This is a genomic window from Serratia proteamaculans (genome assembly GCF_949794035.1).
Lineage (GTDB): Bacteria > Pseudomonadota > Gammaproteobacteria > Enterobacterales > Enterobacteriaceae > Serratia > Serratia proteamaculans.
Genome location: NZ_OX461105.1, coordinates 956,558 through 977,467 on the forward strand (window position 1 = coordinate 956,558; position 20,910 = coordinate 977,467).

Annotated in this window: 22 protein-coding genes; 15 read left to right on the top strand and 7 right to left on the bottom strand. The window is 57.6% G+C overall.

All coding sequences use genetic code 11. The features are described 5' to 3' along the window. Positions 1-12: 12 nt before the first annotated feature. Genes QOT07_RS04410 through QOT07_RS04445 form a run of 8 tightly spaced genes read left to right on the top strand, consistent with a single transcriptional unit; the run spans position 13 to position 6,817 of the window. The gene (locus QOT07_RS04410; RefSeq protein WP_099064942.1) at positions 13-678 is read left to right on the top strand and encodes an amino acid ABC transporter permease; all 666 of its coding nucleotides are present in this window, start codon (positions 13-15) and stop codon (positions 676-678) included. After that, the gene (locus tag QOT07_RS04415; protein WP_085115321.1) at positions 678-1,334 is read left to right on the top strand and encodes an amino acid ABC transporter permease; all 657 of its coding nucleotides are present in this window, start codon (positions 678-680) and stop codon (positions 1,332-1,334) included. Before QOT07_RS04410 ends, QOT07_RS04415 begins: the two co-directional genes overlap by 1 nt. Then, positions 1,315-2,058 (top strand): amino acid ABC transporter ATP-binding protein, encoded by a 744-nt coding sequence (locus QOT07_RS04420; RefSeq protein ID WP_099064941.1) that lies wholly within the window; start codon positions 1,315-1,317, stop codon positions 2,056-2,058. Before QOT07_RS04415 ends, QOT07_RS04420 begins: the two co-directional genes overlap by 20 nt. Positions 2,059-2,101: 43 nt before the next feature. Beyond that, entirely contained in the window at positions 2,102-3,343 is a 1,242-nt protein-coding gene (locus QOT07_RS04425) for a pyridoxal-phosphate-dependent aminotransferase family protein (protein WP_099064940.1), read from the top strand. Continuing rightward, the gene (hpxK, locus tag QOT07_RS04430; RefSeq protein WP_283602620.1) at positions 3,343-4,599 is read left to right on the top strand and encodes an allantoate amidohydrolase; all 1,257 of its coding nucleotides are present in this window, start codon (positions 3,343-3,345) and stop codon (positions 4,597-4,599) included. The genes QOT07_RS04425 and hpxK overlap by 1 nt, the downstream gene beginning before the upstream one ends. Beyond that, on the top strand, positions 4,599-5,099 hold the full coding sequence (uraD, locus tag QOT07_RS04435; RefSeq protein ID WP_283602621.1) for a 2-oxo-4-hydroxy-4-carboxy-5-ureidoimidazoline decarboxylase: 501 nt from the start codon (positions 4,599-4,601) through the stop codon (positions 5,097-5,099). Before hpxK ends, uraD begins: the two co-directional genes overlap by 1 nt. Beyond that, positions 5,092-5,427, top strand: coding sequence for a hydroxyisourate hydrolase (uraH, locus tag QOT07_RS04440; RefSeq protein ID WP_099064937.1), 336 nt, complete (start codon positions 5,092-5,094; stop codon positions 5,425-5,427). Before uraD ends, uraH begins: the two co-directional genes overlap by 8 nt. Before the next feature lie 37 nt (positions 5,428-5,464). Continuing rightward, positions 5,465-6,817, top strand: coding sequence for a nucleobase:cation symporter-2 family protein (locus QOT07_RS04445; RefSeq protein ID WP_283602622.1), 1,353 nt, complete (start codon positions 5,465-5,467; stop codon positions 6,815-6,817). Between the two features lie 33 nt (positions 6,818-6,850). Here QOT07_RS04445 and QOT07_RS04450 read toward each other — a convergent pair whose 3' ends face one another. Next, entirely contained in the window at positions 6,851-7,624 is a 774-nt protein-coding gene (locus QOT07_RS04450; RefSeq protein ID WP_099064935.1) for an amidohydrolase, read from the bottom strand. Beyond that, positions 7,612-8,772, bottom strand: a complete 1,161-nt coding sequence (locus QOT07_RS04455; protein WP_085115329.1) for a pyridoxal phosphate-dependent aminotransferase — start codon at positions 8,770-8,772, stop codon at positions 7,612-7,614. The genes QOT07_RS04450 and QOT07_RS04455 overlap by 13 nt, the downstream gene beginning before the upstream one ends. 161 nt (positions 8,773-8,933) lie before the next feature. On the opposite strand from QOT07_RS04455, the gene QOT07_RS04460 reads away from it, so the two are divergent. From QOT07_RS04460 to QOT07_RS04470, 3 genes are read left to right on the top strand one after another with little or no spacing between them, the layout of a single operon-like run. Then, positions 8,934-9,548 carry a methylthioribulose 1-phosphate dehydratase gene (locus tag QOT07_RS04460; protein WP_207976401.1) on the top strand — a complete coding sequence of 205 codons (615 nt, stop codon included), beginning with the start codon at positions 8,934-8,936 and terminating at the stop codon, positions 9,546-9,548. After that, positions 9,545-10,234: an acireductone synthase gene (mtnC, locus tag QOT07_RS04465; RefSeq protein WP_099064933.1), complete on the top strand. Its 690-nt coding sequence runs from the start codon at positions 9,545-9,547 to the stop codon at positions 10,232-10,234. The genes QOT07_RS04460 and mtnC overlap by 4 nt, the downstream gene beginning before the upstream one ends. Next, complete coding sequence (locus tag QOT07_RS04470; RefSeq protein WP_099064932.1) at positions 10,231-10,773, top strand: 1,2-dihydroxy-3-keto-5-methylthiopentene dioxygenase; 543 nt, start codon at positions 10,231-10,233, stop codon at positions 10,771-10,773. Before mtnC ends, QOT07_RS04470 begins: the two co-directional genes overlap by 4 nt. Positions 10,774-10,790: 17 nt before the next feature. On the opposite strand, the gene mtnA is transcribed toward QOT07_RS04470, so the two are convergent. Beyond that, positions 10,791-11,819, bottom strand: coding sequence for an S-methyl-5-thioribose-1-phosphate isomerase (gene mtnA, locus QOT07_RS04475; RefSeq protein WP_099064931.1), 1,029 nt, complete (start codon positions 11,817-11,819; stop codon positions 10,791-10,793). 144 nt (positions 11,820-11,963) lie between these two features. Here mtnA and mtnK point away from each other — a divergent pair, with 144 nt between their 5' ends. Next, entirely contained in the window at positions 11,964-13,163 is a 1,200-nt protein-coding gene (gene mtnK / locus QOT07_RS04480) for an S-methyl-5-thioribose kinase (RefSeq protein WP_262261407.1), read from the top strand. An 84-nt stretch (positions 13,164-13,247) separates the two neighbouring features. Here mtnK and QOT07_RS04485 read toward each other — a convergent pair whose 3' ends face one another. The 3 genes from QOT07_RS04485 to fadE all read right to left on the bottom strand — a co-directional run bounded on the left by QOT07_RS04485 (position 13,248) and on the right by fadE (position 16,638). Beyond that, positions 13,248-13,400 (bottom strand): Hok/Gef family protein, encoded by a 153-nt coding sequence (locus QOT07_RS04485; protein ID WP_085115335.1) that lies wholly within the window; start codon positions 13,398-13,400, stop codon positions 13,248-13,250. A 344-nt stretch (positions 13,401-13,744) separates the two neighbouring features. Then, positions 13,745-13,897: a Hok/Gef family protein gene (locus QOT07_RS04490; RefSeq protein WP_085115335.1), complete on the bottom strand. Its 153-nt coding sequence runs from the start codon at positions 13,895-13,897 to the stop codon at positions 13,745-13,747. Between the two features lie 284 nt (positions 13,898-14,181). Then, the gene (gene fadE, locus QOT07_RS04495) at positions 14,182-16,638 is read right to left on the bottom strand and encodes an acyl-CoA dehydrogenase FadE (RefSeq protein ID WP_261415313.1); all 2,457 of its coding nucleotides are present in this window, start codon (positions 16,636-16,638) and stop codon (positions 14,182-14,184) included. Positions 16,639-16,883: 245 nt separating this feature from the next. Between fadE and lpcA the strand changes: the two genes are divergently transcribed. Together lpcA and QOT07_RS04505 are read left to right on the top strand one after the other, a co-directional pair. Beyond that, entirely contained in the window at positions 16,884-17,465 is a 582-nt protein-coding gene (lpcA, locus tag QOT07_RS04500; protein WP_004949058.1) for a D-sedoheptulose 7-phosphate isomerase, read from the top strand. Between the two features lie 99 nt (positions 17,466-17,564). Further along, positions 17,565-18,371, top strand: a complete 807-nt coding sequence (locus QOT07_RS04505; RefSeq protein ID WP_283602623.1) for a class II glutamine amidotransferase — start codon at positions 17,565-17,567, stop codon at positions 18,369-18,371. Here the strand turns inward: QOT07_RS04505 and dpaA are convergent. After that, positions 18,303-19,073: a peptidoglycan meso-diaminopimelic acid protein amidase gene (gene dpaA / locus QOT07_RS04510; protein ID WP_207976395.1), complete on the bottom strand. Its 771-nt coding sequence runs from the start codon at positions 19,071-19,073 to the stop codon at positions 18,303-18,305. The two genes, QOT07_RS04505 and dpaA, sit on opposite strands and share 69 nt — an antisense overlap. Positions 19,074-19,557: 484 nt before the next feature. Between dpaA and QOT07_RS04515 the strand changes: the two genes are divergently transcribed. Beyond that, a complete protein-coding gene (locus QOT07_RS04515; protein WP_283602624.1) occupies positions 19,558-20,907 on the top strand; it encodes a Na(+)-translocating NADH-quinone reductase subunit A in 1,350 nt (449 codons plus the stop codon). Positions 20,908-20,910 lie beyond the last annotated feature (3 nt).

The following is a 20,910-nucleotide window of genomic DNA, read 5'->3' on the forward strand; positions in this document are numbered from 1 at the left end:
CGGGAGCGCCTGATGACCTATCAGCTGAACTTTCCTGCCCTGTGGCCTTACCTGCCCGAATTGCTGGCCGGTCTGCTGACCACCATCGAGCTGACGGCGCTGGCTACCTTGATGGGGGTGGCGCTGGGTATTTGCGGTGCGGCGATCCGCAGCGGCAAGGCCAACTTGCTCAGCCGCGTTTGGGGTATTTACGTTGAGGTGGTGCGCAATACGCCGTTCGTGGTGCAACTGTTCTTCATCGTCTTCGGCCTGCCGAGTCTGGGCTGGAAACTCACCGCCGGGCAGGCGGCGCTGCTGGCGATGGTGATTAACCTGGGGGCCTACAGCACCGAGATCATCCGTGCCGGCATTCAGGTGACGCCGAAAGGCCAGTGGGAAGCCGGTAGGGTGTTGGGTCTCAGCCGCAGCCAGACATTTTTGCGCATCGTGTTGCCGCCGTCGCTGCAACGGATTTATCCGGCGTTGGTCAGCCAGTGCATTATCGTCATGCTGGGGTCATCGGTGGTGTCACAGGTGTCGTTCGAAGAGTTGACCTTCGCCGCCAACCTGATCCAGTCACGGACCTTCCTCAGTTTTGAGGTCTATCTGGTGACGGCGCTGTTTTACCTGTTGTTATCCATATTGATGCGCCAGCTGTTGCTGGCCGCCGGACGCCGTTTTCTAGGGAGCCAGGGCTGATGCTGACTTTTACCGACTGGGACATTGTGCGCAACCTGCTGTTGGCGGCACGCTGGACCTTGCTGCTGTCGCTGACGGCGTTTTTTGGCGGCACCCTGGTGACGTTGCCGCTGTTATTGCTGCGCCTGAGCAAGCGTAAGTGGGCGTTGCGGTTTGTCCGCTGTTATTCCGAACTGTTTCAGGGCACGCCGCTGCTGATGCAGTTGTTCCTGGCCTTCTTTGGTCTGGCGCTGTTCGGCATTGATGTTAGCCCCTGGACCGCTGCCGCTTTGGCACTGACTTTGTTTACCAGCGCTTTTCTGGTGGATATCTGGTCCGGCAGTATTGCCGCGTTGCCGAAAGGCCAGTGGGAAGCGTCGCGCTGTCTGGGGCTGAGTTTTGGTCAGACCCTGGTGCGGGTGATTGTGCCGCAGGCGGTGCGTATCGCTATCGCCCCTACCGTCGGTTTTTCGGTGCAGGTGATCAAGGGCACCGCACTGGCGTCGATCATTGGTTTTATCGAACTGACCAAGGCCGGCACCATGCTGAACAATGTCACTTATCAACCGTTTAAAGTTTTCGGCCTGGTCGCGTTGGGCTATTTCCTGATGTGTTATCCGCTGTCGCGCTACAGTCATTATCTGGAGAAGAAATTCCATGCCGCTCATCACAATTAATCAGGTGCAGAAATATTACGGTCAGAACCATGTGCTGAAGGGCGTGGATTTGGATATCGATATGGGCGAGGTGATTTCGATCATCGGCCGCAGCGGCTCCGGCAAGAGCACCTTGTTACGCTGCATCAACGGGTTGGAAGGCTATCAGGAAGGCAGTATCAAGCTGGGTGGCATGACCGTCACCGATCGCGATTCACAGGCCCGTGAAATCAGCCGCTCCATTGGCATGGTGTTCCAGAACTTCAATTTATTCCCGCACATGACCGCGCTGGAGAACGTGATGCTGGCGCCGCGTCGGGTGCTGAAGAAAAGCCCGGCCGAATGCCGTGAACTGGCGGAAGAGATGTTGAACAAGGTCGGGCTGGCTGAGCGCATGCATTATTCACCGGCTAACCTTTCCGGCGGACAGCAGCAGCGGGTGGCGATTGCCCGGGCGCTGGCGATGAACCCGAAAGTCTTGCTGTGTGATGAAATTACCTCGGCGTTGGATCCTGAGCTGGTGGGCGAAGTGCTCAAGGTGCTGGAGCAACTGGCCAAAGAGGGCATGACGCTGATCCTGGTGACCCATGAAATGAACTTTGCCCGCGAGGTCGGCGACCGGGTGGTGTTTATGCACCAGGGCAAGGTATGGGAGCAGGGCGACAGTCGCACGCTGTTCGCCAATCCGCAAACGCAGGAATTAAAACAGTTTATTGCATCGGTTCGCGGCCTGTCTGAGCACTGATGCCACCAAGTCTATTAAGTTATTAAGCTGGCAAGGAATCAACATGTTAGATATCACCCAATTCGATCAGATTAATCCACCTGCCCGCCTGCTGATGGGGCCGGGGCCGATCAACGCGGATCCGCGCGTGCTGCGCGCCATGTCGAGCCAGTTGATTGGTCAGTACGATCCGGCGATGACCGGTTACATGAATCAGGTGATGGAGCTGTATCGCGCGCTGTTCCGCACCGAAAACCGCTGGACGCTGCTGGTAGACGGCACTTCCCGCTCCGGTATCGAAGCGATGCTGGTCTCTTCAATCCGCCCTGGCGACAAGGTGCTGGTACCGGTGTTTGGGCGTTTCGGTCATCTGCTGTGTGAGATAGCCCGCCGCTGCCGCGCCGAAGTGCACACCATAGAGGTGCCCTGGGGCGAGGTATTCACTGCCGACCAGATTGAAGACGCGATCAAGAAGGTACGCCCGCGCCTGCTGTTGACGGTGCAAGGCGACACCTCTACCACTATGCTGCAGCCGCTGGCGGAATTGGGGGATATCTGCCGCCGCCATGGCGTGCTGTTTTACACCGATGCCACCGCTTCGTTTGCCGGCAACCCGCTGGAAACCGATGCCTGGGGGCTGGATGCGGTCTCTGCCGGCCTGCAGAAATGTCTGGGTGGCCCGTCGGGCAGTTCGCCGGTCACTCTCAGCCCGCAGTTTGAAGAGATCGTTCGCCGCCGCAAATGCGTAGAGCAGGGCATTCGCACCCTCGACCACGCGGATGGTGACGACGAAATGATCTACTCCAACTACTTCGATCTCGGCATGATCATGGATTATTGGGGCCCGGAGCGTCTGAATCACCATACCGAAGCCACCAGCATGCTGTTTGCCGCACGCGAATGCGCCCGGGTGATCCTGGAAGAAGGGCTGGATAACACCATCGCCCGGCATAAATTGCACGGTGCGGCGATGCTGGCCGGCATTCAGGGCATGGGGCTGGAAGTGTTCGGCGATCTTGATAACCGCATGAATAACGTGCTCGGCGTGGTGATCCCGCAACAGGTGCACGGCGAGCAGGTCCGTCAGATGATGCTGAACGATTTCGCCATTGAGATCGGCACCTCGTTCGGCCCGCTGCAGGGCAAGATCTGGCGCATCGGTACCATGGGTTACAACGCGCGTAAAGACTGCGTGCTGCAGACCCTCACCGCGCTGGAAGCGGTGCTGAACCGGCTGGGTTTCGCCAGCAAACAGGGTGAAGCGCTGCAGGCGGCCTGGAATACCTACGACGACGGGAGTCGTTGATGGTGGCGCTGTTAACCGCCCAGGAGGCGGAGCAGGCTGCGGCTCGGGTGATGGCCCGCTGCGATGCGCTGGCGGCGATCAGCGCTACGCCGGGCCAGTTGACGCGGGTTTACCTGTCGCCGGAACATCAACGCGCCAACCAACTGGTGGGTGACTGGATGCGCACTATTGGCATGAAGGTCTGGCAGGATAGCGTCGGTAACCTTTGTGGCCGCTATGAAGGCCAAACGCCAGATGCGCCTGCGTTGCTGCTGGGTTCACATCTGGACACGGTGCGCAACGCCGGGCGCTATGACGGCATGCTCGGCGTGTTGACCGCGCTGGAAGTGGTGGCGCATTTGCATCGACAGCAGCGGCGTTTGCCGGTGGCGGTTGAGGTGATTGGCTTTGCAGATGAAGAAGGCACGCGTTTTAGTATCGCGCTGCTGGGCAGCCGGGGCATTACCGGACAGTGGCCGGCGGATTGGCTGGAACGCACCGATGCTGATGGCATGAGCGTGGCACAGGCGTTACGTGAGTTTGGGCTGGATCCGGCGGCGGTTGGCGAAGCGCGACGCGCGCAAAGTGATATCTGCGGCTATCTGGAACTGCATATTGAGCAAGGGCCCTGCCTGGAGGCGACCGATCTGGCTTTGGGCGTGGTGACGGCGATTAACGGCGCCCGTCGGCTTAACTGTACCTTTACCGGCCAGGCAGGCCATGCCGGTACCGTGCCGATGGGGCAACGTAAAGACGCGCTGGCGGCGGCGGCGGAATGGATGGTGGCAGTAGAGGCAATGACCTCGGCCAGCGATCGGCACCTGGTGGCTACCGTTGGCCGAATTGAAAGCCTGCCGGGGGCGGTCAATGTGATCCCCGGTGAAGTCAAACTGACCCTCGATGTACGCGGGCCGGAAGATGGCCCGCTGGCAGCGCTGTTGACGCAGTTGCTGGAGCAGGCGCAGGCGATCTGTACCCGTCGGGGACTGCGTTTTGACAGTGAAGAGTTTTACCGCATAAATGCAACGGCCTGTGATGCAAATTTGCAACAGCGCTGGCAGCAGAGCGTGATGGCGGTACAGGGGCGCAGTATGGCGTTGCCGAGCGGCGCCGGGCACGATGCGATTGCCGTAGCGGCCTGTTGGCCGGTGGGGATGCTGTTTGTCCGCTGCGATCGCGGCATTAGCCACCATCCGGCCGAAGCCGTCAGCCAGTCCGATGTGGCGCTGGCGATCCAGGCTTACTGCCAGACGGTTAGCGGTTGGGAGGAGGCCTGATGAGTCTGCAACGATTTAATCAATTGCCGCAGGCGGAAGCGGAGCGTTTACTGCGGCCCTGCGTGGATATTGCGGCCTGGATCGCGGCGGTGATAGTAGCGCGGCCCTTCAGCAGCATCGACGCCGCGCTGGCGGTGGCCTGGCAAGCGGCACTGCGCTGGCAGCCGGAAGAGATCAGCCAGGCATTGGCGCAGCACCCGCGTATCGGTGAACGTGCCAAGGGCCAGGGGCAAGAGGCGCAATTTTCACAGCGTGAGCAAGCGGCGGTCAACGCGCAGGATGCTGGGCTGACCGAAGTGCTGTGGGACGGGAATCGACGCTATGAACAGCAATTTGGTCAGGTATTTTTGATCCGTGCCGCCGGTCGCGATGGTCAGAGTATTTTACGTGAGTTACAACGGCGATTGAATAACAGTGCGGAGCAGGAACGGCAGGAAACCGCCGAACAACTGCGTGAAATCGTGATGCTGCGTTTTAAGGAGTTACTGAGCGATGAGTAATATCAGCACCCATATTCTGGACACCTCACTCGGTAAACCCGCTGCGGGCGTGCGGGTGTGGCTGGAGCAGCAACAGGACGGGCAGTGGCGAACCCTGGCAGAAAGCCATACCGATGCCGACGGCCGTGCGCGTGACCTAACCCCTGACAGCCTGCCTGCCGGGCATTACCGTCTGTCTGCCGATCTCGGCGCTTACTTTGCCGCTGACCGGCGTGCAACCTTGTATGCCACGGCAATTATCGATTTTGTCATCAATGATGCGGCGCAGCATTACCATTTACCGCTGCTCATCAGCCCGTATTCCTACTCAACCTACCGGGGCAGTTAAACGCCCTTAGCGGTTAACCCGCATTGACGAGGTACCTATGGCTCTGTCTCAGGATAAGGGCGCGGCTTCGTGCTGCCCGGAAGATGAAAAACTGCCGCTGGCAAAGACCTTCGCCTACGGCTTGCAGCATATTCTGACCATGTACGGCGGGATTATCGCACCGCCGCTGATCATCGGGTCGGCCGCAGGGTTAGGCGCGCCGCAGATTGGCATGCTGGTGACGGCAGCCCTGTTTGTCAGCGGGTTGGCGACGCTGTTGCAAACCCTTGGGGCACCCGGCTTCGGTTCGCGTCTGCCGCTGGTACAGGGCGTGTCCTTTGCCGGGGTGGCGACCATGGTGACGATTGTGACCGGCGATGGCGGGTTGCCGGCGGTGTTCGGTGCGGTGATTGCCGCCTCGCTGATTGGGTTGTTGATCGCGCCGTTCTTCTCACAAATTATCCGCTTCTTCCCGCCGGTGGTCACCGGTACCGTGGTGACGGTGATCGGGCTGTCGCTGATGCCGGTGGCGGTGCGCTGGGCCATGGGCGGCAACGCCAGGGCGGCAGACTGGGGATCAACCGGAAATATTGGCCTGGCGGCTTTCACGCTGGTGGTGATTCTGCTGCTGAACAAGGTCGGCTCTCCGGCGCTAAAACGGCTGTCGGTGTTGCTGGCGATGGCGGTCGGCTGCGTGGTCGCCGTGCTGGCGGGTAAAGTAAGCTTTACCGCCGTAAGCAGCGGGCCATGGCTGGCATTCCCCGAGCCTTTCGCCTACGGTTGGCCGACCTTCGAACTGAGCGCGATCCTCTCCATGCTGTTGATCGTGTTGGTGTTGCTGACGGAAACCACCGCCGGGTTGATGGCGGTTGGCGAGATCGTCGGTTCGCCGGTGAATGCGCGCCGCATAGCCAATGGCCTGCGCGCTGATATGCTGTCCAGCGCGCTGTCGCCAGTGTTCAACTCATTCCCACAAAGCTCGTTTGCCCAGAACATTGGATTGGTGGCGATCACCGGCGTGAAGAGCCGCTTTGTGGTCAGCGCCGGAGGGGCCATTTTGGTGCTGCTGGGGTTACTGCCGGTACTGGGGCGGCTGGTGGCCTGTATTCCGTTGCCGGTTTTGGGGGGCGCAGGCGTGGTGCTGTTCGGTTCGGTGGCTGCCAGCGGGATCCGCACCCTGGCAAAGGTGGATTACAAGGACAATATGAATCTGGTGGTGGTGGCGACGGCGATTGCCTTCGGTATGATCCCGATCGTGATGCCGACCTTTTACGATCAGTTCCCGAACTGGGTGCGTACCTTATTGCATTCCGGTATCAGCGCTTCCTGCCTGGTGGCGTTGCTGCTGAACCTGCTGTTTAACCCTATTGGTGCCAAAGAAGAAAACGCGGTGGAAGAGGAGCTTTCCTGAAACAACGGGCGCAGCGGACCGCGCCCGGAAGGATTAATCGTGGCGCAGGAAGCTGTCGGCATCACGCCAGGCCGGGAAGGCGCTGCGGTAACTTTGCAGGTTTTCCAGCGACAGTTCGGCGTCCAGCCGTGCGGCGGCACCGGGTTCTGCCTGGGCCAATGTTTCCCCCTGTGGGCTGAGGATCAGGCTGTCACCGCTGTAGTTCAGGCCGTTGCCGTCTTCGCCGACGCGGTTGCAGCCGGCCACGAACACCTGGTTCTCAATGGCGCGTGCTGCCAGCAGCGTTTGCCAGTGTTTGCTGCGCGGTGCCGGCCAGTTGGCGACGTACAGTGCCAGATCGTAATCCTGTTGATAGCGGGACCACACCGGGAAACGCAGGTCATAACAGATCTGCGGCAGGATTCGCCAACCGCGCCACTCGAAAATTTCACGCCGTTTGCCAGCCTGATAGTGCAGGTGCTCGCCGGCCATGCGGAACAGATGGCGTTTATCGTAGGCATGCACCCGGCCGTTCGGCTCGACCAGCAGGAAACGGTTAACCGCGCCCTCGGCAGTTTTCAGCGCTACGCTGCCGCCGACCAGGGCGTTACTTTTACTTGCCCAGCCGTGCAACCAGTCGACGACCTGCTGTTCCGGCAGTGCGCTTTCCCCGGCATCCATAGCAAAGCCGGTGGTAAACATCTCCGGCAGCACGATCAGGTCTCGGCCGCTTAACGGCGCCAGCAGCGCATCAAAATGACGCAGGTTGGCTTCGCCATCGCGCCAAACCAAAGGTTGCTGCAACAGGGTAATTTTTAAAGTCGACATAACCGCTCCGCAGCCGCATCCAGCGTGGCATCCTGTTTAGCGAAGCACAGCCGGATCAATTTATGAGGGAAAGGATCGGCACAGAAGACCGACAGCGGGATCGCCGCCACGCCAACGTGCTCGGTTAACCAATGGCAGAATGCCACGTCGTCCAAATCGGAAACGGCGCTGTAATCGGCCAGTAAGAAGTATGTACCCTCGCAGGGCAAAATTTCCAGTCGACTGTTGGACAGCGCCTGCACAAAACGATCGCGCTTGGCGCGATAAAATGCCGACAATTGCTGCCAGTGTTCCGGCTCGCTGCGCAGCATGTCCGCCAGCGCCAACTGGGCCGGGGTGTTGACCGAGAAGGTCAGGTACTGGTGCACCTTGCGCACTTCCGCACTCAGCGCGGCCGGAGCCACGCAGTAACCCACTTTCCAGCCGGTCATGTGGAAGGTTTTGCCGAAGGAAGACACGGCGATGGCGCGCTGACGCAACTGTGGGTGCGCCAATACGCTGGTGTGGCCGCCCTTGGCGAAACAAATGTGCTCGTAGACTTCATCGCTCAGCACGTAGATCTCGTGATCGCCAATGGCATGCCACAGTTGCTGCATATCTTCCGCCTGCCAGGCCGTGGCGGAAGGGTTGTGCGGCGTATTGAGGATCACCAGCCGGGTGCGGGGTGACAGCAACTCAGCAAACTGTTGCCAGTCGACGCTGAACGCCGGGGGTTGCAGCGCAATACGTTTTAGCGTGCCGCCGGATAAGGTCACCGCCGGCGCATAGCTGTCGTAGCTGGGATCAAAGCAGATCACTTCATCGCCAGGGCGTACCAGCGCGCTGATAGCGGCGAACAGCGCCTCGGTGGCACCCGCGGTGACGGTGACTTCGTTAGTGGCGTCCGGCAGCCAGCCGTACAGGGCGGCGGTTTTCTCGGCGATGGCCTCACGCAGTGGGGCGACACCGGTCATCGGAGCATATTGGTTCGCGCCCTGGCTGACATGCCAGGCCAGACGTTCTTTCAGGTAGTCCGGGCCATCGAAATCGGGGAAGCCCTGCGACAGGTTGATCGCCTGATGCTGCGCCGCCAGCGCACTCATCTGGGTGAAAATGGTGGTGCCCAGCGCGGGCAGTTTACTTTCGGGAATCAATGCTGAAGTGCTCATAGCAGGCTAATACTCCTGGCGCTTATGTTGCCGTCAATATAACACGATGTTAGTATTTGGCAATCAAGACGCTTAGATGGCTAAATGAAGAAAAAATCTAACCATTAATCAAATCATTCTAAGCTTCACCTGCAGATGACCTTACAGACCGGGAAACGATAATGACCGAAAATCCGCAACTTACAGCGCTATTGTCTGCCTGTCACTGGATTGGTGAAAAGGGCTGGTGCCCGGCGACCGGTGGCAATATGTCGCTGCGTCTCGATGACCAGCATTGTCTGGTGACCGAATCCGGTAAGGATAAAGGCAGCCTGACCGAAACTGACTTCCTGCTGGTGGAAACCGCCAGCAACCATGTGCCGAGCGGCCGCACGCCGTCGGCGGAAACCGGTCTGCATACCCTGATTTACCGGCTATATCCGCAGATTGGTGCGGTGCTGCATACGCATTCGGTGAATGCGACCGTGCTGTCGCGGGTTGAACGCAGCGATGGACTGGTGTTGCAGGGCTATGAGATGCAAAAATCCCTCGGCGGCCAGAGTTCGCATCTGGACAGCGTGGTGATCCCGATTTTCGATAACGACCAGGATATCCCGCGTTTAGCGGCGCGCGTGGCGGCCCATGCCGAAGTCACGCCGCTGCAGTACGGTTTTCTGGTGCGCGGCCACGGTTTGTATTGCTGGGGCCACCAGGTCGCGGAAGCACGTCGTCATCTTGAAGGGCTGGAATTCCTGTTCCAGTGCGAACTACAACGCCGTTTACTGGAGGCAAAATGATCCGCGCCATTGTTACCGACATTGAAGGCACGACCAGCGATATCCGTTTCGTCCATCAGGTGCTGTTCCCCTATGCACGCGAACGCCTGGCGACCTTTCTCCGTCAGCACGCTGGAGAGGCCGAAGTCGCCGCCCCGCTGGCCGCTTTGCGCCAGGAACTTGAGCAGCCGCAGGCGGATATCGAGCAACTGATTACCGCGTTGTACCGCTTTATGGATGAAGACCGTAAATCTACCGCGCTGAAGGCGCTGCAAGGCATCATCTGGCGCAGCGGCTACCAGAACGGCGATTTTCGCGGGCATTTGTACCCGGAGGTGGCTGAGCAACTGGCCGCCTGGCAATTGCAGGGGCTGAAGCTGTACGTCTATTCTTCCGGCTCGGTGGAGGCGCAGAAACTGCTGTTCGGCTACAGCGACGCCGGGGATTTACAGCCGCTGTTCAGCGGTTATTTCGATACCCACGTCGGTGCCAAGCGTGAAACCGCTTCGTACCGCAATATCGCCAGTGAAATCGGTATCGTCCCTGACCAGCTGTTATTCCTTTCCGACATTCATCAAGAGCTGGACGCCGCTCGTGCCGCAGGTTGGCATACCTGCCAACTGATCCGCGATGACGCCGATAACCAGAGTCAACATCCGCAGGTTAACCGTTTTGATCATATCGATTTAGGGGAGTTTGCCTCATGAGTGGATTGACTATTTTCAGTGATAAAGAGCCGCAGCAGCCACTGTGGCAGAGCCGCGACGCGCAGGCCATCCAGCAGCAACTGGCGCAAATTGGCGTTCGTTTTGAGCGCTGGCAGGCGGACCGTGAACTGGGTGAAAACCCGGAGCCGGCGACGGTGATTGCCGCCTATCAGCAGCAAATCGATCGGCTGGTGGCGGAGAAGGGCTACCAGAGTTGGGATGTGATCAGCATGCGTCCGGATAATGCCCAGCGTGAAGTGCTGCGCAGCAAGTTTTTATCCGAACACACGCACGGCGAAGATGAAGTACGTTTCTTTGTTGAAGGGGCCGGGCTGTTCTGCCTGCATCTGGATGGCAAGATCTTCCAGATCCTGTGTGAGAAGAACGATCTGATCTCGGTGCCGGCTGATACCCGCCATTGGTTCGATATGGGTTCGGCACCGAATTTCACTGCTATCAGGGTGTTCGATAACCCGGAAGGCTGGGTAGCGCATTTCACCGGCGATAACATCGCCGATGCCTACCCGCGCCTAGACTGACCGCTACGATGCGGGTGTTAACCTAACGCCCGCTGGAAAATCCCTTCATTGACCTGCTGTGGCGTGATCACGCCGCTGTCGAACACCCAACCGCTAATCAACGCCGCGGGCGTCACGTCAAACGCCGGGTTATAAACCTGGGCATCGGCAGGGGCCCACTGGCAAGAGCCAAAACTGCCGGACACACCGGTCACTTCAGTTGCGGCACGCTGCTCGATAGGGATTGCGGCACCATTCGGACAGTGCGGATCGTGCGTAGTGTGCGGGGCCGCGACGTAGAACGGAATGCGGTGATAGTGCGCCAGTACTGCCAGGCTATAAGTGCCAATCTTGTTGGCGACGTCACCGTTAGCGGCGATGCGGTCTGCACCCACCCACACCGCATCCACCTGGCCTTGCGCCATCAGGCTGGCTGCCATGGAGTCACAAATCAGCCGGTAGGGGATGCCCAGCTCACCCAGTTCCCAGGCGGTCAATCGGCCACCCTGCAATAACGGGCGGGTTTCATCGACCCACACCTGCTGCACCTTGCCCTGCTGATGAGCGCGCAACAGCACGCCGATAGCGGTACCAATGCCGGCGGTTGCCAGACCCCCGGTATTGCAGTGGGTCAGCAGGCGGCTGCCGGGTTTCACCAGCTCGGCGCCGTGATCGGCAATGCGATCGCACAATTGACGATCTTCTTCCACCAGGCGTAGCGCTTCTTCCACCATTGCCGGCACCCAGTGCGGTTGTGCCAGTGCCAGCTTCATGCGGTCCAGGTTGTTCATCAGGTTGACCGCCGTCGGTCGTGAGGCGCGCAGGGTGATCAGCGCCTGCTCCAGTTCCTCACGCGGTAAGCCGCGCTCTGCCAGCAGAGCCAGTAACAGGCTGGCAGACAGGCCGATCAGCGGCGCACCCCGCACCCGCAAGGTGAGAATATGATCAACCAGCTGTTCCACGCTGTCGCAGGTCCGCCACTGTTTTTCCTGCGGCAAAGCCTGCTGGTCGAGGATCCAAAGTCGGTTGTCGCTCAGGGTCAAACTGGTGGTGTTAAGCGCTTGCATCGGCGGTTAATTCCTTGTTGCGTAGTTATTGCATCTGGAAAGCTATTCTGCCAACATGACTTCCGGATGTATAGACGTCCAAATGCTTTTACGTCTAAAAAAATATAATCGCTGGGTCAGTGAGAAAGTTCAGAGGGGTTGGGAATGTCGCATTATCGTACGTTTACTGCTGCTGATGCCGTTGAGTATGCCCGTCAATATGGGCAGTTAGCCGATCCCCAGGCGTTGGTGAGCGCTGACGAGATTGGTGACGGTAATCTGAACCTGGTGTTCAAGATCCGCGATCGTGATGGTGTGAGCCGGGTGATAGTCAAACAGGCGCTGCCGTATGTTCGATGCGTGGGCGAATCCTGGCCGTTAACCCTGGATCGCGCACGTATTGAAGCGGAAACCCTGTTGATCCATGGCGGTTTTTGTCCAAGGCATACGGTAAAGGTGTTGTATCACGATCCTGAACTGGCGGTGATGGTGCAGGAAGATCTTTCTGATCACCATATCTGGCGCAGTGAGTTACTCAAGGGGCACTATTACCCGTTGGCTGCCGGGCAACTGGCGGAGTATTTGGCGCAAACCCTGTTCCATACTTCTGACTTTTATCAGACCGCGCAGGAGAAAAAAGCGGAGGTTAGTCGCTTTAGTAACCCCGAACTGTGCCAGATCACCGAAGATCTGTTCTTTACCGATCCCTATATTGACCATGAGCGTAATCAGTTTGAGCCGGTGCTGTTGCCGCAGGTCCTTGAGCTGCGTGACGATGCGGCACTGAGGCTGGCGGTCGCCGGATTGAAGCATCGTTTCCTGAGCAAGGCGGAAGCGCTGTTGCACGGTGATATCCACAGCGGCTCGGTTTTTGTCGCGGAAGGCAAGCTGAAGGCGATAGACGCCGAGTTTGGTTTCTATGGCCCGATCGGTTTCGACGTCGGCAGCGTATTGGGCAATTTGTTACTGAACTATTGCGGTCTGCCAGGGCTTTTGGGGCCGCGTGACGCCGCTGCCGGGCGCGAGCAGCGCTTGCAGGATGTTCGCGAACTCTGGCTGATTTTTGCCGATCGTTTCCTGGCATTGTGTCACCAACAGACACGAGAACTGGCGCTGGCAGTTCCGGGCTACGCCGAACAGTTTCTGCAACAGGTGTGGACCGATGCGGTTGGTTACTGTGGTAGTGAGTTGATCCGTCGCACCATAGGTCTGGCGCACGTTGCCGATCTGGACAGCATCAGCGATGACGATATGCGTGCCGAATGCCAGCGCAGTGCGTTGAGTCTGGGCCGCGCGCTGATCGTCAACGCGTCGCAAATCGAACATATCGACGCGTTGTTGGCGCGCATCCGCCAGAACGGCTAAGCCTCCTGGATATGGTGAAAAGGGTGCTCGTGGATCCGTCGCTAACAACCAACAGGCGGGGGCGAACCCCGCCGTTGGGTTGCCTTACCCTTCGGGTTCGTAAGCCAAAATGGCGGCTACCTCCGTGTCTCCCAGTGTGATGCGCAGTTCACATAGCGAACCGCGGGTGATCCACATCAGCGCTATCAGCGTGATGCAGATAATCATCAGCCTCAGAACGACCCGTTCCTGCTGCATTTTTGACCTCCTTATCCTTGCCTTGCGGCGGGGAAGAGGCTAACCTGACGTTGCTAGGCGTTCAGAGTGGCCTCGGGTTGATTACATCGACTCGGGGCCTTTCTCTTTCTATCCGTAACCAAGGCTCCGGACAGAAAGATCCAGAGCACCCATCCGCAGTCTATCCGATAGTCCCCAGGGTTAAATTAGCCGTTCTGATAAGGTGCGGAGCACCGCGCAGTTTTGAACGGAATGCCGGTGAAAGGGGGCGATGATGCAAATCCGTAAGTCTGGCAGGGGGAAGGGTGCTCATGGATCCGTCGCTAACAACCAACAGGCGGGGCAAGCCCCGCCGTTGGGTTGCCTTACCCTTCGGGTTCGTAAGCCAAAATGGCGGCAACCTCCGTGTCTCCCAGTGTGATGCGCAGTTCACATAGCGAACCGCGAGTGATCCACATCAGCGCTATCAGCGTGATGCAGATAATCATCAGCCTCAGAACGACCCGTTCCTGCTGCATTTTTGACCTCCTTATCCTTGCCTTGCGGCGGGTAAGAGGCTAACCTGATGTTGTTTGGACATACAGAGTGGCCTCGGGTTGATAATATCGACTCGGGGCCTTTCTCTTTCTATCCGTTACCAAGGCTCCGGACAGAAAGATCCAGAGCACCCATCCGCAGTCTATCCGATTATCCCCAGGGTTAAATTAGCCGTTCTGATAACGTTGCGAAGCTCTGCGCATTTATGGGGATAAATAGAAAAGGGGCGATGATTATCGCCCCTGGGTAAGTCAGTTTATTGCAGTTACGCGGCTTCGGTGTGTTTCTGGCGCTTATCCTGCTTGAGCAACTTTTCCGGCTTACTGGCCGCCAGCGCATCCGGCTCAAAGTCATCCACGTTGATGGAACGCAAACGGCTCTCTTCGGCTTTCACCAGGATCTTCGCTTCGTCGGCGTTAATCTTGCCTTCTTCCAGCGCACGCTGCGCCAGACGATCCAGTCGGGTGAACGGCAGGTTCTTGCCAGCCGCCTTGCACAGACGATCGTGGATCGGCTCGGCGGCGATCACGTCAACCAGTGCGGCTTCCAGCAGACCGACCGGGTTATGCTCGCTTGGCGTCAGATACTGACCACGACCCAGACGGCTACGGGTGGCGGACGGCTGTTGGATAATCTTGGCCAACTGGTGATCCAGACGGTCAGACGGTGCAGTATGCACACGGCCTAACGGGAAGATAACCAGACGCATCACGCCGGCGATAAAGCGGTTCGGGAAGTTGCGCAGCAGATCGTCCAGCGCCTGTTCTGCCTGATGCAGACTGTCCTGTACGGCCCAATGTACCAGCGGCAAATCTTCTTTCTGACGACCTTCATCTTCAAAGCGTTTTAGCGAAGCGGAAGCCAGGTACATTTGGCTGAGAATATCCCCCAGACGGGCGGAGATACGCTCACGGCGCTTCAGGCTGCCGCCCAGTACGCCCATGGAAACGTCCGACAGCAGCGCCAGGTTAGCGCTCAGGCGGTTCAACTGCTGGTAGTAACGACGAGTTGCATCTTTGGTCGGTGTACTGCTGGTGCGGCCGTTGGTTAGACCCAGCCAGAAGCTGCGTACCTTGTTGCTGCCCACGTGGCCCAGATGGCCGAACAGCAATTTGTCATAGGCGTTCAGGTCGTTATTCTGCGCTGCCGCCATTTCGTCCAGCACATAAGGATGGCAACGGATCGCACCCTGACCGAAGATCATCATGGTACGGGTCAGGATGTTGGCGCCTTCTACCGTGATAGCGATAGGCGCGCCCTGATAGGCACGGGCCAGGAAGTTGGATTTACCCAGCATGATGCCTTTACCGCCGGCGATATCCATTGCATCAATGATTGCCTGCTGGCCGCGGTGGGTACAGTGGTATTTCACGATGGCCGACAGCACGGCCGGTTTCTCGCCCAGCATCAGACCACTGGTGATAAGCGTAGCCGCTGCATCCATCACATAGGTGTTACCGGCGATACGCGCCAGTGGCTCTTCGATACCTTCCATCTTGCCGATCGACAGTTTGAACTGACGGCGGATATGGGCGTATGCGCCTATTCCCAGCGCCATGGATTTCACGCTACCGGTAGAGTTGGAAGGCAGGGTGATACCGCGACCTACCGACAGGCACTCAACCAGCATACGCCAGCCCTGACCGGCCATTTTTGGCCCGCCGATGATGTAATCAATCGGGACGAACACGTCATTGCCGCGAGTCGGACCGTTCTGGAACGGCACGTTCAGCGGGAAGTGACGGTTGCCGATTTCAACACCCGGCGTGCTGGTTGGGATCAGCGCACAGGTGATGCCCGGTGATTCATTGGTGCTCAGCAGGTGGTTCGGGTCATGCAGTTTGAACGCCAGGCCCAACACGGTCGCCACCGGTGCCAACGTGATATAGCGTTTGTTCCAGGTCAGGCGCATGCCCAGAACCTGTTCGCCTTGCCACTCGCCCATGCAGACGGTGCCGACGTCCGGAATGGCACCGGCATCGGAACCCGCTTCCGGGCTGGTCAGGGCGAAACAAGGGATCTCGTCGCCGCGCGCCAGGCCTGGCAGGTAATGGTTTTTCTGTTCGTCAGTACCGTAATGTTGCAGCAGCTCGCCCGGACCGAGGGAGTTCGGCACGCCGACGGTGATGGCCAGAATGCCGGAAACACCGGACAGTTTTTGCAGTACGCGTGCCTGAGCATAAGGAGAGAAGTCCAGGCCGCCGTATTCTTTCTTGATGATCATCGCGAAGAAGCGGTGTTCTTTCAGGTATGCCCAAAGTTCCGGAGGCAAATCGGCCAGTTCATGGGTGATCTGGAAATCGTTGGCCATGCGGCAGGCTTCTTCCACCGGACCGTCGATAAACGCCTGTTCTTCGGCGGTCAACTGCGGTTTAGGGTAATTATGCAGCTTGTTCCAGTCCGGCGTACCGCGGAACAGATCGCCCTCCCACCAGGTGGTCCCGGCTTCGATCGCTTCCTTTTCGGTGGTGGACATTGGCGGCATCACCTTGCGGAACGCGCGCAGCGCCGGTGCAGACAGCAACGAACGGCGCAGTGACGTGACGTTCAGTGGCAGCAGAATAATCGCCAGCGGCAGCAGCATCCAGAAGGTCCACAGACCGATGGCGCCCATGGCGGCGGTGTATGCCAGAAGAATAAGGCTACTGAGGGTGAGGTTCACTCGGTGATAAAACACCACACCAATGAGTGCCAGTAAAACAACAATACTAAGAACCATCATAAGAAGCTCCGAAGTGGCAAGAGGTCTGACCTGTTGTGTGTATGTAATAGGTTTTAGTACAACCCCATATTTTTATCAATGCATTTACAGTTTAATTACAACTTAAGTCACAAACTGACCGCATCAATCATCAAAAACCTCATCGGCGCCTCAACCGGGCTGCTGTTTGACTGACAATGCTTCTCGGTTTTTCCCCGATCCGTTACACTGCGGGGCGGAAGATTGACGATAACAAGAGGTTCCTCATGTACCACGACCTTATTCGTAGTGAACTGAACGAAGCGGCCGATACCCTGGCGAAATTTATCAATGACGACGCCAATATCGACGCGATCCAACGCGCAGCCGTGCTGTTGGCCGATTCCTTTAAAGCCGGTGGGAAAGTCATTTCTTGCGGTAACGGTGGCTCCCACTGTGACGCGATGCACTTTGCCGAAGAGCTGACTGGCCGCTACCGTGAAAACCGTCCGGGTTATCCGGCGATTGCCATTTCCGACGTTAGCCACCTGTCTTGCGTCAGCAACGACTTTGGTTACGAGTATGTATTTTCACGCTATGTGGAAGCGGTAGGCCGTGAAGGCGACGTATTGCTGGGTATTTCCACCTCAGGCAATTCCGGCAACATCATTAAAGCCATCGAAGCGGCGCGCGCCAAAGGGATGAAAGTGATCACCCTGACCGGCAAAGACGGCGGTAAAATGGCCGGTTCTGCCGATGTGGAAATCCGCGTACCGCACTTCGGTTACGCAGACCGCATTCAGGAAATTCATATCAAAGCGATCCACATCTTGATTCAGCTGATTGAAAAAGAGATGGTTAAGGCTTAACGGCTTTAGGGGGCATGGCGCCCCCGTTAATAATGCACAGGGGCGCAGTTGATCGCGCCCGAATAGACGGTGTCAGTGGGAGTTAAGGAGTGGCTGGCGATGTGTGAATTGCTCGGGATGAGCGCAAACGTACCGACCGATATTTGCTTTAGCTTTACCGGGCTGGTTCAGCGCGGTGGCCGTACCGGGCCACATAAAGATGGTTGGGGCATTACCTTCTATGAAGGGAACGGTTGCCGCACGTTTAAGGATCCCCAGCCGAGTTTCGACTCGCCGATCGCCCGTCTGGTGCAGGAATACCCGATCAAATCCTGCGCGGTAGTATCACATATCCGTCAGGCCAATCGCGGTGAAGTGGCGCTGGAGAATACCCACCCGTTTACCCGCGAACTGTGGGGCCGTAACTGGACCTACGCGCACAATGGGCAGTTGAAAGGCTACCGTCAGTTGGAAACCGGCACTTTTCGCCCGGTTGGCCAGACTGACAGCGAGTACGCTTTCTGCTGGTTACTGCATCAGCTTTCCCTGAAATACCCGCGTACCCCGAGCCGTTGGCCGCCGGTGTTCCGTTATATCGCTCTGCTGGCGGATCAACTGTGTCAGAAGGGGGTATTCAATATGTTGCTGTCGGATGGGCGCTTTGTGATGGCTTATTGCTCCACCAACCTGTATTGGATCACGCGGCGCGCGCCGTTTGGCAAAGCCACGTTACTCGATCAGGATGTAGAGATTGATTTTCAGCAGCAGACCACGCCCAACGATGTGGTCACGGTGATTGCTACCCAGCCGCTGACGGCGAATGAAACCTGGCACAAGATTGCACCAGGCGAATTCGCATTATTTCACTTCGGTGAGCGGCTTGGCCTGAGCGAAGGGATTGGTACTGACAGCGGGAGCCGTGTTTGACGCATACTGCGTCATCTGGCCGCTGCTCAGCACGGGTTGACCCAATACGTACTGACCATTGGCTACGCTGACCATCGGTGGCTGGTGGTTTTTGACAAAGTAGTCATAGCCCGGTTTCAGCTGACGCCAGAAGGCGATGTAGCTGGAAGAACTGTGGCGTTTCAGGTTCTTATCGGTCATGCGGAACGGATAGATACTGATATCAATCCGGTTTTGGCCGTAGGCGAACGCAGCTTCGACGTAGCGGTAAATCTCATCCATATAGGTGTTGGTCATCGCATAACAACCAATCGATTTACATTCACCGTGGATCATCAGATAAGCGCCGGAATAGCCCTGTGATTTATCGTAATCATTTGGGAAGCCGATATTGATTGCCCGATAATACTTGCTGTCGGGTTTCAGATGGCGCGCGTCGACGCTATAAAAGCCTTCCGGACTCTTAAAGTCACCTTCACGGCGTTTCGGGCCGAGGCCGCCGGAGAAATTACAGATTTGGAAAGAGTTCACCAGACGGAATTCGTTGCCCATTTTGGCATACAATTCCAGCGTGCGTTCTTCTTTGAAGATCTGAATATAGACCGGTGAACCCACTAATTGCTGCTTAACTACCGGAACCTCGGGAACCTGCTCGCTGGCGCTGCAGGCCGTGATCATCGGCATAGAAAAAAGCATCGCAAACAACAACGCGATTTTGCTCATTATTATTCCTGCTTATATTTATCTGTCGGCTCAATGCAATTGGCCAACATGCCACTGATTATTGTTTTACGGTCTTAAAACACCGCCAGATTACCAGTGTGTTCTTTTTTAGCAATATGCGATGTGTATAAAAAAACTACAAACTTCGATAAAAGTGAATCTATAGGCAGATTTTAACGATTAGTCGCGTAAAACGGCCGAAATTTAATTGTGTTTGCTTGACTCAGGTCACTGCCTGACGCAGAAAAATGTTGTGGAAAATGTTAATATTCCGGCTCGAATAAATGCGCAAAAAATGGACGCAGGAGTTAATCAACGGAATGTACGTTAGCCCATTTTATCAGTGCGAAAGATTTCATGTTGAGCGTGATGCCGTTGCGCTCAACCCAGAGGCTGCTGATGCGGCCTCATCATCCAGGCATCGTCAGTACCAGCCTCTGGGGTCGGTAAGACGTGTGAAACTAACCAACATCGTATAAAACCTATGATTAAAATCAGAAAAGGGTTAGACCTGCCAATTGCCGGAACCCCGGTTCAGGCGATTCAGGACGGCCCAGTCATTCAGCATGTCGCCCTGCTTGGGGAAGATTACGTCGGAATGCGCCCGTCTATGCTGGTGCAGGAAGGCGACAGCGTTAAAAAAGGCCAGGCACTGTTTGAAGATAAAAAGACCCCCGGGGTTTTCTTCACCGCGCCTGCCAGTGGTCGCATTGTGGCTATCAACCGCGGTGAACGACGCGTATTGCAGTCGGTCGTCATTGCCGTTGAAAACGGCGGCGATGATCAACTGGAGTTTGCTCATTTTCCGGTCGCCGAACTGACGATGCTGCCGCGCGAACAGGTTGAAAGCGAACTGATCGCCAGTGGCCTGTGGACCGCACTGCGCACCCGTCCCTTCAGCAAAACACCGGCACCGGGCACCAGCCCACGCGCCATCTTCGTTACCGCCATCGACAGCCAGCCGCTGGCCGCCGATCCGCAGGTGATCATTTCCGAGCAGTTGACGGCGTTTAACGCCGGGCTGGCGGTATTGGCTCGCCTGACTGACGGCAAGGTGCACGTTTGTCATGCCGCAGGGGTGACCCTGGGCAAGCAGCCCGATGCGCAGGTGACCTATAACGAATTCGCCGGTCCGCATCCTGCCGGGTTGGTGGGCACCCATATTCATTTCCTCGAGCCGGTCAGTTTGAAAAAAACCGTCTGGCATATCGGCTATCAGGACGCGATTGCCATCGGCACCTTGTTCACTACCGGCAAGCTCGATACCCGCCGGGTAGTGGCACTGGCCGGGCCGCAGGTGGAACAGCCGGTACTGCTGCGCACCCGGTTGGGCGCCAGCATCGACGAACTGACCGCCGGCCGTCTGAAAGCGGGCGAGAACCGGGTCATTTCCGGCTCGGTGCTGAGCGGCACCCACGTCGCCGGGCCGAACGCTTACCTTGGCCGTTTCCACTCGTTGGTTTCCGTGCTGCAGGAAGGGCGTGATAAAGAGCTGTTTGGTTGGATTGCCCCATCACCGGATAAATTCTCCATTACCCGCACCACGCTGGGCCACTTCCTGAAGAACAAGTTGTTTGCCTTCTCGACCACGACTCACGGCGGTGAGCGTGCGATGGTGCCGATCGGCAACTACGAGCGGGTAATGCCGCTGGATATCCTGCCGACCCTGCTGCTGCGTGACCTGCTGGCGGGTGACAGTGACAGCGCGCAGGCGCTGGGCTGTCTGGAGCTGGATGAAGAAGATCTGGCGCTGTGCACCTTTGTTTGCCCCGGCAAGTATGAATACGCTCCGGTGCTGCGCGATGTGCTGACCAAGATTGAGCAGGAAGGATAACCG